This is a genomic window from Mitsuaria sp. WAJ17 (assembly GCF_014174515.1).
Taxonomy (GTDB): domain Bacteria; phylum Pseudomonadota; class Gammaproteobacteria; order Burkholderiales; family Burkholderiaceae_C; genus Roseateles_B.
The window spans coordinates 15,535-28,458 of sequence record NZ_JACJUG010000040.1 but is presented as its reverse complement, the minus strand read 5'-3'; the positions used below and the strand labels follow the sequence as shown (position 1 = coordinate 28,458).

At 65.8% G+C, this 12,924-nt stretch carries 8 protein-coding genes; 3 read left to right on the top strand and 5 right to left on the bottom strand.

Annotated elements, in window-relative coordinates; genetic code table 11:
• The 3 genes from H5407_RS21685 to H5407_RS21675 form a co-directional block, all read right to left on the bottom strand.
• Window positions 1–1,670: condensation domain-containing protein (locus H5407_RS21685; RefSeq protein WP_183106586.1), on the bottom strand; the 1,670-nt coding region annotated here is incomplete at its 3' end.
• Between the two features lie 1,373 nt (window positions 1,671–3,043).
• Window positions 3,044–4,600, bottom strand: a complete 1,557-nt coding sequence (locus tag H5407_RS21680; RefSeq protein WP_255501385.1) for a phytase — start codon at window positions 4,598–4,600, stop codon at window positions 3,044–3,046.
• Between the two features lie 17 nt (window positions 4,601–4,617).
• Window positions 4,618–7,185, bottom strand: a complete 2,568-nt coding sequence (locus tag H5407_RS21675; RefSeq protein ID WP_183106585.1) for a TonB-dependent receptor — start codon at window positions 7,183–7,185, stop codon at window positions 4,618–4,620.
• Between the two features lie 179 nt (window positions 7,186–7,364).
• On the opposite strand from H5407_RS21675, the gene H5407_RS21670 reads away from it, so the two are divergent.
• From H5407_RS21670 to H5407_RS21660, 3 genes are all read left to right on the top strand, one after another.
• Window positions 7,365–8,285, top strand: coding sequence for a GGDEF domain-containing protein (locus H5407_RS21670; RefSeq protein WP_183106584.1), 921 nt, complete (start codon window positions 7,365–7,367; stop codon window positions 8,283–8,285).
• Window positions 8,282–9,316: an AraC family transcriptional regulator ligand-binding domain-containing protein gene (locus H5407_RS21665; RefSeq protein ID WP_310737688.1), complete on the top strand. Its 1,035-nt coding sequence runs from the start codon at window positions 8,282–8,284 to the stop codon at window positions 9,314–9,316. Before H5407_RS21670 ends, H5407_RS21665 begins: the two co-directional genes overlap by 4 nt.
• Window positions 9,317–9,591: 275 nt before the next feature.
• Window positions 9,592–11,850, top strand: a complete 2,259-nt coding sequence (locus H5407_RS21660; RefSeq protein WP_183106583.1) for a TonB-dependent receptor — start codon at window positions 9,592–9,594, stop codon at window positions 11,848–11,850.
• Window positions 11,851–11,929: 79 nt separating this feature from the next.
• Here the strand turns inward: H5407_RS21660 and H5407_RS21655 are convergent, their stop codons facing one another.
• Window positions 11,930–12,376 carry a hypothetical protein gene (locus tag H5407_RS21655; RefSeq protein ID WP_183106582.1) on the bottom strand — a complete coding sequence of 149 codons (447 nt, stop codon included), beginning with the start codon at window positions 12,374–12,376 and terminating at the stop codon, window positions 11,930–11,932.
• 123 nt (window positions 12,377–12,499) lie between these two features.
• Complete coding sequence (locus H5407_RS21650) at window positions 12,500–12,724, bottom strand: hypothetical protein (protein WP_183106581.1); 225 nt, start codon at window positions 12,722–12,724, stop codon at window positions 12,500–12,502.
• Between the last annotated feature and the right edge of the window lie 200 nt (window positions 12,725–12,924).

Genomic DNA, 12,924 nt, shown 5'->3' with positions numbered 1-12,924 from the left:
AGCGGCACATAGCCCGCTCCCGCCAGCCAGCTCCCCAGCAGTGCCTGCACCCAGGCGATGGAGCGCGGCACGCACACCGCCACGCGGTCCTCTTCGCCCACGCCCTGCTGCGCCAGCCAGCCGCCCACGCCCTGCGTCTGCGCCAGCAGTTGCGCGTAGCTCAGCTGCTGGTCCCCTTGCTCCAGCGCGATCGCCGAAGGCGTCTCCTGCGCTCGGGCCTGCACCCGGGCCAGCACGTCCTCTGGGCCACGCAGCGGCTGAACCGCTTGCGCATGCCACTCGCTGATCAAGACTCGTTCAGACGGCAGGAGTGTCGAGATATCCTTCAATGGCAGCTCAGCACGGTCCAGCAGTTGCGGCAGGAGGTGGCGCCACCGTTGGGCCAGCGTATCGATCGTGCGCTCGTCGAACCAGGCGGTGTTGTAGACCCAGTCCAGCTCCACATCGGCCTGCTCGTGAAAGTCGCGGATGAAGAGGGTCAGCGGTGTCTGCTGCCAGCCATTCAGCTGTGCCTTGAAGCCGGCCGGGCTTTCGCCGAAATACACGTCATGGCTATGCTGCTCGTAGGAGAGGCTGACGTCGAAAATGCGCCGCTCGCCATTCTTCGCTGTCGAGTTTTGTTGCAGCTCCCCGATGGCAATCCGCTGATTGCGATAGTCCTGCTTCAGGCTTCGTGCCAGTTGGGTCACCAAACCGTCAAAGGACTGGCCGGCATCCAATTCCACCAAGAGTGGATTGACACCAACGAACAAGCCGCTGCAGGCCTTCCATTTGGCATGCCCGCGATTGACGATGGGCAAGCCGATTGCGAAGCGCTGGCGCTGTGTGACAGAACCGAGAAGCACGCAGATCGACGCCAGAAGCCACTGGAATGTGGAAACGCCTTTTGATGACGCTGCGTAGCTAATTCGTTGGTACAGCTCCCTACAAATGACATCTTCATGACATCTGCTGGGCCGCGGCTCGCCATTCAGACCGGGTTTCGACTCAAGAATGGGCTCGACTGGCACCGCATACTTTTCCTGCCAGTAGCGCAGCTGCCGGCCATGCAATGGTGAGGTTTGAAATTCCTGGTCGTCACGAACGTAGTCGGCATAAGACGGAGCGGCATCACCCGCCTGATCATCGGCGTTGTAGAGCTCCGCCAACGATCGATGCAGCAAGGACACCCCCCAGCCGTCGGTAATGAGGTGGTGATAGGTATCGACAAAGTAGCTGCGGCGATCACTGACCTGGATCAGCGAGAAGCGGCAAAGCGCTTGACCGTACAGCGCGAACGTCTGTGCAAACTGCTCGCTGATGAGGCGCTGGGCCCTCGCTTCCCCATCGGCATCGCTGCGCAGGTCATGGATGATCAATGGCACCGTAAGCGCTGGCGCCAGCATCTGGCATGCCACATCGCCTGGCTTGGCAGGAGGAATCAATAGGGTGCGGAGCGAATCGTGCCGTTGAAGCAGGCGCTGCAACGATCGCTCCAGCCGAACAGGATCCAGCGGACCGCTGATCAGCAACCGCCCGCCAATGTTGTAAAGCGGCAGGCCTGGATAGATGTTCTGCTCGACCCAGATATCCCGCTGAGCCCCGGTCAGGGGCAGGGTGACTGCAGGAGCAGTCGAAGCCGGCTGTGCGCCTGCGGGGTGAACAAAAAGCAGTCCCTGATCATTGGCCATGACGATGCATCCCGCTCTGTTGATGAAGCCGCCGCTTGGACGACCCGGTGAGCCACTGGAAATAGGACGAGCTCACCCGCTCGACGCAGAAATACGTCAAGTCAGCATTGAATAAGTGTTTGAACTGCGCCGAATGGCGCCGCGATGAGAATAGGTGACTGCCATCTCCTGGCAGCAGGTCATTCACATCGACTGGTGGCTGAAAAAGAAACCAGATGGCGTCGCGTGAAATACGAAATCAACGACTACCGATCTATATTTATTCACCACCCAGACCCAAATCAAATGGATTCACTACCCCTCCTGCCAATCGCACTCCTTTATATGAGTATCGAATACGCCGAGCGATCCCTCGCATCAATTGAACATCACAAGGGCTGCGGACTCTGAAATTCCGAGCGCCATTTTGTAATTTTTATGAAAACCATTTTCAAAACCCCGCACGCCCTATTGGCGCGCAGGGTTCAGCCATGCAACGAAGCCGTGCGAGGCCTCATCCGAAGTCTTGGCGCCATCCCATCGAACCGGGGCACGCACCGCGACTGCGAGCCGACGTCAGCCAAGCCGCAGGAGCAGCACGCACTATGGCACAAGAATACCGCTTTTACGGGTGTTTCCTTGCGACCTGCCATGCTTCTATCGGGCGAATAGCAAACCATTCACTCCCATGAAGACAAGGGCTGAGCACCTTCGCGCCCCAGCTCGATCAGCGGCTTTGAACGGGGCCGCCATCAACCGATCGGCAGGGTTTTGGCTCGCACCGAATCCATGTGACACCAATGTAAAACCACTCGTGAGCAATTCGGATTACGAGCGCTGCGTCGCACTGGCAGCCTAAATCAATAAAGTGGGTAGATGTATAGAAACACCTTACAGGGTGGAGGTGATCAATGAGAATATGCAAGTGTTGTCATGACCGGAAACAATAAACCTCACGAAAAAAGAGGCCATGGGCGTTTAGCGGACGTTGCAGTTGTTTGTGGCCGCCTTCCGGCGGGCGCCGATCTGCCTCTGTCGCCGGACGCCAGGAAGCCGCCGCCTGGCCTCAGGCCCGACATCACCACCACCTCCAACTGCCCCTGAGGACCACCCCGCCCATGGAAGATTGCCGGTCGGTGGTCATGAATTGAGCGCCATGACGTCGCGAACCCGGAGCCTGGAATGCTGACGTCTGTCCATCCAGATCATCCGCGCGAGCAAGCAGCCGCCTCTCTTGCTGAAGTTCCTGAACACGGGTCGGGAGGAGGAACGGCGTCCGGCTACACGCGGTTCTACGATAAGAAACTCTACGAAGGCATCAGCCTATCAAGGCGCATAGCAGACAGCACGGCGCACACGGGGCAGTTCGTGCTGCACACAGACCAGCGGCTGCCCTAGGGCAACTTCAGCGCCCGCGCGACCTCGATCCACGGCAGCAGCTTGAAGTTCTGCCGGCCGTCCGGCAGGCGTTTGTGGCCGTCTTGCACCACGAGCAGTCCCTGTGTGTATGGGCCGCCGAGGTTGGCCGACGTCACTTCCAGCCCGTCAGTCTCGGAGGCGCCATCGATGCCCCGCTGCTCGTTGATGCCGATGCGGAAGCCGCCACGCAGTCCGAACGGGGGGCGGGCATCCAGCACCAGGTAGCTGTCGCTGCCCTGTGAAGAAACGACCAGATAGCTGGGCGCACCGCGGCGGCCCTGGTAGATGGCCAGGCCTTCGACATCGGCCACGAGCTCCCCCCCGACGTGCATGACCAGTTGCGGGCGGGCCGCCGCCTCGGCGCGGGCGTCCAGGGCCCAGATGCCGCGCTTCTCTTCGCCCACGAACAGACGCCCTTCCCGCTCGTCTACCACGCAGCCCTCGGGCTGGCTGTCGAGCTTGAACTGGCGAAGCAGGCGGGCTTGCCACCGGCCCTCGTGCTGCTCGATCCGGTACTGCTGGACGCGGCCATCCTTGTCGTTCGGAAAGGCGTCCAGCTGACCGTCCGGTGTGCGGCCCACGCAGAGGCCATAGATGTCGCGCAGGTCCGTCGGAAGGCGGGCGAGTTCGGCGACATGGCCCTGGCCGTCGATGCCGAAGAGCACGAGCGTCTGCTCGTCGCGCTGCGTGGCAACGGCCAGGTCCCAGCGCCTGCCGCCGGTGCGGATGCCCTGTCTCAGATCGACGTTGTTGATGCGTCCTACGGGCAGCAACTGGTGCTGGCGCCCGTCCAGCCCATAGACCAGCAGGCCCTGCTTCTTGTTCGTGCCCAGTACCAGGCTGCGGCGGCCGTCATGCGGGGCCACCCAGATCGCCGGGTCGTCGGCCGCATCGCCCTGCTGCCCCACCGGCTCAGTCTGCGCCGAGGGCTGCAGCACCGGCCAGTCCCTGCGGGCCGCAGGCGCCGGCTCGTTCAGCCAGCGGCGAGGCCGGCCTTCAGCCTCGGTGGCGACGAACCACTGGCCGACGCCTGGCTCACCGAACTGCAACAGTCCGCGCGAGTCATCCACGGAACAGCCTTGCGGATGGGGTGCCGTGGCCAGCCGGCGCAATGGGCGCGTCGCATGCTCGCCCAGCAGCCATTGCTCGCTCAGGCCGTCATTGCCCAGAAGAAACAGATGCAGCAGGCCCTGGGGATCGCGGTGCAGGCACAGGGCCTCGACCTCGAAGTCCGGCACCGGCAGCGCGTGGACCTGCAGCCTGCCGCCCCGGACGCGGGCCAGCAAGGGGCGGCTGCGGTCGGCGTCCAGCAGCACGGCCACGCGGTCCTCGCCCTCCCCTCGCTGGTCCCAGCGTTTGGCGCGCACCACATGGCGGTCCAGCTCACGGCCCTGGGCATCCAGCAGGTGCAGCCCGCCTTTGTCCAGGGTCAGCGTCGTTTCGCCAGCCTGGGCCCAGGGGGCGGTCAGCGCCAGCAGGCCTACGGCCCAGGCGCTGATGATCGTCTTCATGCGCTCGTTGCTTGTTGTCATGGACGTCCTCACTGGCCTCAGAACAGCGAGGCCTTGACCGACAGCTTGAAGGTCCGCCCGTAGTTCTCGTTCTGCACATTGAAGGGCTGGCTGCCCTGGTAGACGTAGTAGCGCTCGCGGTTCAGGTTGAGCGCCTCGACCACGACCGACCAGCGCCGGTCGAACTGCCAGGAGGCGGACAGATCCATCTGCCGCTGCCGATCGACGTAGCGGTCCTGGGCCGCGTTCAGGATGTCGGCGCCCAGTTCAAGCAGGTAGTTGGACTTCTGGTTCAAGGCCAGGCGGGCGCTCAGGGGGCCTGCCTCGTAGGCCAGCATCAAGTTGAACACGGCATTGGCCTGCCCCGGCAACCGGATGCGGCGCGACCTCGGCGCGCCCGTCTTCTTGTCGAACCGGGCCACCTCGGCCTTCGAGTCGGTGAAGGTGGCATTGACCCCGACGATCAGGCCGGACAGCGCGCCCGGCAGCATGCGCAGCGGCTGGCTGTAGGCCAGCTCGATGCCGCGCACATGGGCGGAGTCACCGTTGGCGAAGCTGGTGGCTGTCGTGTACGAGGCCCAGGCGCCGCTGCCTGCCAGGTTGGTGGTGTAGGCGAAGTCGCGGATCGCCTTGTCAAAAAGATAGGCTGACAGCACCCCCTCCCTGCCCAGGATCCGCTCGATGCCCAGGTCCAGGTTGCGCGATCGCAGCGGGTTGAGGTCCGGGTTGCCGATGCTGGCCTCCGTTGTGCTGGCCAGGCTGATGCCCGGCGCAAGCTGGCCGAAATTGGCACGGACCACGGAATTCCACCAGGCGCCGCGCACCGAAGTGCTTGCATCCAGCTCGTAGCGGACATGCAGGCCAGGCAGCCAATGGCCAGAGCGGCGCTCGCTGTTGCGCTCGCTGAGGGCATTGCTGGGGTTGACCTGCTGGCCGTGCGCCTCGAAGCGGGTCTCCTCGCGACGCAAGCCGGCCAGCAGCTGGAGGCGGTCATCGACCTCGTGGCTGATCTGCGCGTAGCCGGCGCTGATGTCTTCACCGATGCGGTAGTCGTTCAGCGCCGACTCACGCACCAGCCGGGCTGGATCGCGGGCCAGCCCGGCAACCCGGGCACGGACCCGCTGGGGATCGATGGCCGCGCCAATGCGTCCAAAGGGAAAGTCAAGCTCCCGGTCTGCGGCAAAGGCCGCCAGCGTCGCGGCGCCAGCACCCCAGTAGTTCGGGCTGCTCGCGCTGCCGCTGGTGTAGGCCCACTGCTCCGTGTCGTTGCGCTTGTCGCGTTGGCTCTTCTTGAAGCCGAACTTGATCGATGCCGCGCGCCCCGCCCATGTCAGCGGCCGCTCCAGATCGATTCTGGCGTGGTGTTCCTTGTCGTCGCTCCAGCGGGCCTGCAGCGTGATGCCGTTCAAGGCGTAGGCCGACGTGCTGTAGAGCGTCGCCGGGCCGGCCAACAAGGGGCGCTGGCTGTCCGTGAAGGAGATGCCAGCCACGTTGTTCTGGCGGAAGCGCGCATCGTTGATCGACTCGGGCGTGTCCTCGCTGGCCCGGCCCAGGCCGATGGAGCCTTGCAGCGTCCAGCCGGCCAACCGCTGCTCGGTGCCCAGGTTGAGCGAGTCGATGCCTTGCGTGTACTGACGCTGGCGCAATCGACGCTCCGCGCGGGCGCTCACGACCTGCCCCTCGGCGAACAGGCCGCCCGGCGTGGCCGTACTGTTCGCTACGCTGCCGAGGGTGAGACGGTCCCGGACCTCGTCGTCGCTGAAACGACTGAAGAAGGCGCGCAGGTAATAGCTCTCGCCGTCGCCCGGGCGGTAGTCCAGGTTGGCGGAGAAGGCCTTGCGCTGGCGCGCAGGCAGGTAGTCGCGCAGCTCGAAGCCGCTCAGGCGGCCTTCGGTCCAGGCTCCGCCGGTCTCCACGTCGTCGGAACCGAAGCGGCGTTTCTCGGTGCTCAATCCCACGGCAACCCCCAGGCGCTGCGACTCGCCGAAGCGGCGTGCCCACAGCAGGTGCGCGTTGGTGTCGCTCTGCGAGGTCAGCTGGTCGCGGGTGACACCGACCCCGAAATTCAGGATGGCCTGCGGCAGATCGAAGGCCGACAGCGTCTTGACGGCGATGCTGCCGCCCATGGAATCGGCGTCCTGGTCCGGCGTGAGCGTCTTGCTCACCTCGAGCGAGCGCACCATGCCGGCTGGCAGCGTGTCCAGCGCCACTCCCCGCCGGCCCGACTCGGGCGCCGGCACCAGCGAGCCATTGACGGAGACCGAGTTCAGGTCCGGTCCCAGGCCGCGGATCACCACATAGCGGCCCTCCCCCTGATCGCGCTGCAGCGAAACGCCGGGCATGCGAGCCAGGGCCTCGGCGGCATTCTTGTCTGGCAAGGCACCGATGTCATCGGCGCTGATCACGCTGAGCACATGGTGGGCCTTCTCTTGCGCGGCCAGGGCCTTGCGCAGGCCGGCGGCCTGGCCGGTGACGGTGACCAAGTCCAGCGTAGCCACGGCTGCCGGTGCTTGCGCGTCGGGCTGGGCCTGCGCTCCGAAGGCAGCGAGCAGGCCCAGGCTCAAGAGGCTGAGGCGGCGGCAAGGAAAGTGATGGGACTGCGTCATGGGATGTTCGAATGGGTTGGCGCCCGGCGGGCAATGGGGGCGCACTGTCCCGAAGCCAGATGGCAGTCGCGTGACATCGACCCATCGGCGCAGGGCAGCCTGCCCGCGTGAGCCGATCCGTCCCCCTGCGTAGGCCCAAGGCAGCAACTGTCACAAAGCCCACCTAGCATCGCCCCCCCATGAACCTCAGCTCCACGCGCCGGCGGATCGCCTCGATGCCAGTGCCGACCCTGGCGCCCGTCCTAGGCCTGACGGGCTTTGGCCGTCTCGTCCTGCTGGCGATGGCATTGATCCTCTTCGTCTTCCAGGATCAGTCCCTTGCCAAGCCCCTGGAGCGCTGGAACTGGATGGACATCGTGGGCGAAGGCGGCATGGTGGTGATGGCGGGCGTGTGGCTGATGCAGCTGCGAGCCAGCCGCCCCGCGGGCCGTGTCACCGACCTGCTGTGCCTTGGGCTCGCGGCCATGCTTCTGGGCGAATGGGTGGATGCGCTGGACGAATTCATGCTGTTGCCCAAGGCCGTGCTCTGGGACAACTGGCTGGAGTCCACACTGGTGCCGCTGGGCATGCTGCTCGTGACGCTGGGCCTGCACCACTGGCGGCAGGAGCATCGCGTGATGACGGAGCAGCTGCTGCGGCGCGAGCGCCTCTTTCGCGAGCATCGCAGCATGGATGGGGTGACGCAGCTGGGCGACGCGGGCTATATGGCTGCGCAGATCGGCCTGGAACTGCGCATGCAGCGCCGTGCGGCGCTGCTGATGCTGGGCATGCGGGACTTCGAGACGGTCGCGCGCGAACACGGCCTGGCGGAGGCCGACCGAATGCTGCAGGCCGCCAGCCATCTGCTCCTGCTGAACCTGCCGCCGGATGCCCTGTTGTGCCGTTATGCGGCCGACGTTTTCTGCGTGCTGCTGCCAGCTGCCGAGGCAAGCGTTGCCCAGCTGCAGGTGCTGCAGCTTCAGGCCGCCCTGAACCATCTGGGTCACCACACGCGATCGGGCCTGCGCCTGCAGCTGGCGGCGCGCGGCGCCTGGGCCCTGGTTCAGCCGCAGCAAACGGGCGACGAGCAACTGCTTGCCCTGGCCCGGAGGCTGGCGTGACGCCTCTGCTCAGCACGGAGCTGTGCGCGCCACCGGGTGCCCCTGTCTTCGAGCTGGGCAGCCGCTGCCTGGCCTGGGAGCAGCAGGTGGCCGGCGTGCTGGAACTTGCCCGCAGCCGGGACCTGGACCCTGCCCGCCTGCTGGCCCATGCCGGGCTCGCCCGCAGCGCCCTCGTCAGCCCGCAGCAGCTGCTTGCCTTGCTGGCTGCGCTGCAAAGAGCCCTGCCGGCGGCCGACACGCCCTTCGTGCTGGGCCAGCTGAGCCTGCCCGGCCATGGCGGCCTGGCCAGCCACGCCCTGCTGCAGGCGGCCACACTGGGCGAGGCCCTGTCCCTGCTGTGCCGCTATGCCGGCCGCCTCACGCCCCTGCTGACGCCTCGACTGCTGCACCATGGCGACGAGACGCTGCTGTTGTGGACGGAATCCTGCGGCTTGCCTGCGGCGCAGCGCGCCTTTGTGATCGACATGCACATGAGCGCCTTGAAGTCGCTGTGCCAGTGGCAAGGTGGCGCCCCCCTGCCCTGGCGCTTCTGCTTCAACCGCACACGGCCGCGCGACCTGTCGCAGCATGTCGTCTTCCTTGGGGCCGAGCTCAGCTTTGGCTGCCAGATCGATGCCATGCGCCTGCCTGCGACACTGCTGTCCCAGACCTGGCCACGCGCGGTGAAGCCGAATCTGGCTCAAGGCGCGCTGGAGCAGGACGCGGATCCGGGCGCCGCCGCTCGCGGGCTGCTGGCCGCACTCTATGACTGGTTGCTGCCGCGCTATCGGGAGGCCCCCTCTCTAGAGCAGGCGGCCCAGGCCTTCGGCCTCAGCCCCGCGACGCTGAAGCGGCGCCTGGCCCAGCACGGCAGCCACTACCAGGCCCAGCTGGACCAGGCCCGCAGCCATGTGGCCCTCTACCTCCTGTTGTTGAATAGGCGAAGCAGCGAGGTCGTCGCCCGCGAGCTGGGCTTCCACGACCGCAGCAGCTTCCGCCGCTCGTTCAAGCGCTGGACGGGGCTCACACCGGGCGTAGCGCTGCAGGGCTGATCAGCCTGCGGGCCTGCGGGTTCTCGCTGATGCCCGCCTGCTGCACCTTGGACCCGCCTTGCTAAAAAAGAGACAGGCGAATAGGCAGGCGCCAGGGCGCTGGCCTCCGGCTGAGCAATCCGGGAAACTTCGGTGAGGTTGTGGCCCTGAGGCTCGAATCCTGGGAGCCCTCCCTACTGTCTTGGTCCTGTCGTTGATTTGTCGCGGACTCTTGTGACATTGCGCAGGCGCTCCCGGCTCCGCCGGCCTGCCCAATCCACACAGCAATACACACCATGCGACATCTGCCTGCCCCCTCCCACCTGGCTGCCGCCTTGCTGGCCGCGCTTGCGGCCTACAGTGCCGATGCACAGTCCGCATCCACCACCGAGACGCAGGCGCTCGACCGGGTGACCATCAATATCGGCCGCGGCCAGCTGCGCTCCGTCCAGGGACTCACCAAGGCCGACTTCGAGAGCGCGGTGGCCGGGCTGAGCCCCCTGGCAACGGTGTCCCGCCTGCCGGGCGTGAACTTCCAGTCCGCCGACCCGCTGGGCAACTACGAGTGGTCCACCCGATTCACCTTGCGTGCCTTTTCCCAGAACCAGTTGGGCTTCACGCTCGACGACGTGCCGCTTGGAGATATGAGTTACGGCAACCTCAACGGCCTGCACATCAGCCGCGCCGTCTCCAGCGAGAACGTCGCCCGGGCCTATCTCTCGCAAGGCACCGGCGCCCTGGAAACGGCCTCCTCCAGCAATCTGGGTGGCACGCTGCAGTTCTACTCCAGCATGCCGCTGGAGAGGTTCGGCTTCCAGGCTGTCCAAACACTGGGCAGCAGCAGCAACCGCCGTACCTTCCTGCGCCTGGACACCGGCAGTAGCCCGCTCGGCGAGTTCTACCTCAGCTACACACGCCAGAACGCCGACAAGTGGAAAGGTGAGGGCGAGCAGCGCCAGGAGCAGTGGAACCTGAAGTACGCCCGGCAGATCGGTGAGCACCAGGTGACGGCCTTCGTGAACACCTCCAAGCGCCGAGAGATCGACTACCAGGACGTGTCACTGGAGATGGTCAGGCGCCTGGGATACGACTGGGACAACTTCTACCCGGACATCCAGGCCGCGCTGAATGCCTCGACGACCCACTGCGGCAATGCCGGCAGCAACTATGACGCCACCTGTGACGATGCCTACTATGCCGGCGCCGGCCTGCGTGACGACACCCTGGGTGGCGTCACGCTGGATGCGCGCCTGTCCGAGCAGGCCCGCCTGAAGACCACGGGCTACTGGCACCACAACGACGGCAGCGGCCTCTGGTACACGCCCTACAGCGCGTCGCCGGACGGCACGCCGCTGTCGCTGCGCACGACCGACTACGCGATCCGCCGCCAGGGCGTGGTCTCTGTGCTCGATTTCGACGTCGGCGCCCATCAGATCAAGGCATCGTTCTGGCATGAGCGCAACGACTTCGAGCAGGCACGCCGCTTCTACGCGGTGTCGCCCACGAATGTGCCCAGCCCCTATGACTTTCCCAGCAAGCCCTTCCTCACGCAGTGGCAGTACGCCTTCAGCACCACGACCGACCAGTTCTCCCTGGCAGACACCGTCGCATTGAGCCGTGAGCTGACCCTGGGCGCAGGCTTCAAGTCCTTGCGCGCCCGCATCGACGGCCAACTGGAGGTTGGCACGGGCAGGCCCAGCGGCACCATCACGGCCAGCAAGGGTTTCCTGCCTCAGGCCGGCCTGAACCTGCGGCTGAGCAAGGAAGACGAGCTGTTTGTCGGCGTCTCCCGCAATATGCGCGTCTACCAGGGCGCTGCCACCGGCACGACGCCCTACGCCACGACGGACGCCGGATTCGCCGCCATCAAGGGTACGCTCAAGCCCGAGACCTCGGACAACTTCGAGGCGGGCTGGCGCACCCAGGGCCGCCTCTACGAAGGCAATGTCACAGCCTATCTGGTCAACTTCAAGGACCGCCTGCTGGGTGTCACGCAAGGGGCCGGCATCCAGGGCAATCCCACCGTGCTGTCCAATGTGGGCGGCGTCCGTACCTATGGCCTGGAGGCCGCCCTCTCCTTCCGCCTGGCACCGGGCTTCAGCTGGTACAACAGCCTGAGTCTGAGCCAGTCCACCTACCGGGATGACGTGGTGAGCAAGGATGCCGGCAACAAGGACATCGTTGTCGCCACCCGGGGCAAGCATGTGGTGGACGCGCCGGACACCCTGTTCAAGTCCATCCTCGGCTATGACAGCGGCGCCATGTTCGGCAGCCTCGGCCTCGACTACATGTCCAGGCGCTACTACACCTACCTCAACGACGGCAGCGTCGATGGTCGCACGCTGCTGAACCTGAGTGCCGGCTATCGCAGCAAGTCCCTGGGCTTCGTTTCCGAGGGCTCCTTCACCATCGGCGTGAGCAACCTGACGAACAAGAAGTACATCTCGACGGTGGGCAGCAACGGCTTCAGCAACGACGACCCCAAGGGCACAGCCCAGACGCTGCTGACCGGCGCCCCGCGCCAGGTCTTCCTCAGCTTCTCGGCCAAGCTCTGAGCCACGCTGCCGAGAGCGCCCAGGCTGGCCCTGGGTGTGCTTTCAATGGCTGCCGAGCCCTCCGGTCCGGCGCTGTGCCTCAGGCGACAGCCTCGATGACGCAGCGCACCCACCGGCCGGCCAGCGGGTCAGGGCGGTGCCGGGCCAGGTAGGCGCGCACGGCGTGCTCCTCATCATCGTCAAAGGCGAGGCCATGCAGGTCCCCGCTGTGGGAGACGGTCTTCTTCCAGAGGCGGCGAACCCGGATGCTGAAGTGGCGGGTGGCGGCGGTGCCAACGTCCCCGTCCAGCAGGTGCAGCATCAGCGGGCCAGCGCTCCACTCCATGCCGCCGGGCGCAAACACCTGGACGCCCCCCTCGCTCAGGTTCATGACGAGCGCGGCTACGCCATGGGCGAATCCCGGTGGCACAAAGATCCACACCGGGATGTGCTCTCGCTTCACGGGCAGGAGGAAGAAGGTCACACGCTCATGCTGTCTGGTGTCCGTGGCCAGGGCTTGCGGCAGGGGTTCGGCTAGGGAAGGCACGGCGGGGATGCAGAGTGGATCATCAGTGCCCCATCAGACCATCCAGGCGTGAAACCGGCATGACGGCCGCGGCCCCCTCCCCTCCCGCAACAGCCGGCGGCAGCGGGCGTCCGTGCGAAGCCGTCAGAGCAGGCGCCGGAAGGCCAGGTGCGTGATCAGTGGCTCGCCCTGGACTTGCTGTACCTCGCGAGCGATCACCTCCACCTTGCCGGACTTCGCCATGGCACAGATGTCCTCGGCGACCCCGTCGTAGACCCAGGGCAGCTCAAGGGCGGTGCCGCAACGCGGAAGCTCGATCCGCTCGCCGATCCGGGATTCAAGAACCAGTGCCGTGGAAATGCTGCCCATACCCGCGCCTCCATGCGCATCAAGCGATGCAGGCCATGTTGATGCTGCGGCGCGGAAGCCGCAAGCGGAGTCCCGCAAAGCGCTGATCCAGGGCAAAGTACATGCTGCGGTGATGCCCGCGACCGGGCCCGCGTCGCCTGCGCCGGCGAAGATGAGCCGGCCCTCTGACCTGCTCGCCCAGCGACTGGCGCGAGACCATC

What these genes read in the sequence shown, in the direction of transcription:
- H5407_RS21660 (WP_183106583.1), top strand. Translation starts at nt 9,592, where the DNA reads ATGCGACATCTGCCTGCCCCCTCCCACCTGGCTGCCGCCTTGCTGGCC.
- H5407_RS21675 (WP_183106585.1), bottom strand. Translation starts at nt 7,185, where the DNA reads ATGACGCAGTCCCATCACTTTCCTTGCCGCCGCCTCAGCCTCTTGAGC.
- H5407_RS21650 (WP_183106581.1), bottom strand. Translation starts at nt 12,724, where the DNA reads ATGGGCAGCATTTCCACGGCACTGGTTCTTGAATCCCGGATCGGCGAG.
- H5407_RS21670 (WP_183106584.1), top strand. Translation starts at nt 7,365, where the DNA reads ATGAACCTCAGCTCCACGCGCCGGCGGATCGCCTCGATGCCAGTGCCG.
- H5407_RS21680 (WP_255501385.1), bottom strand. Translation starts at nt 4,600, where the DNA reads ATGACAACAAGCAACGAGCGCATGAAGACGATCATCAGCGCCTGGGCC.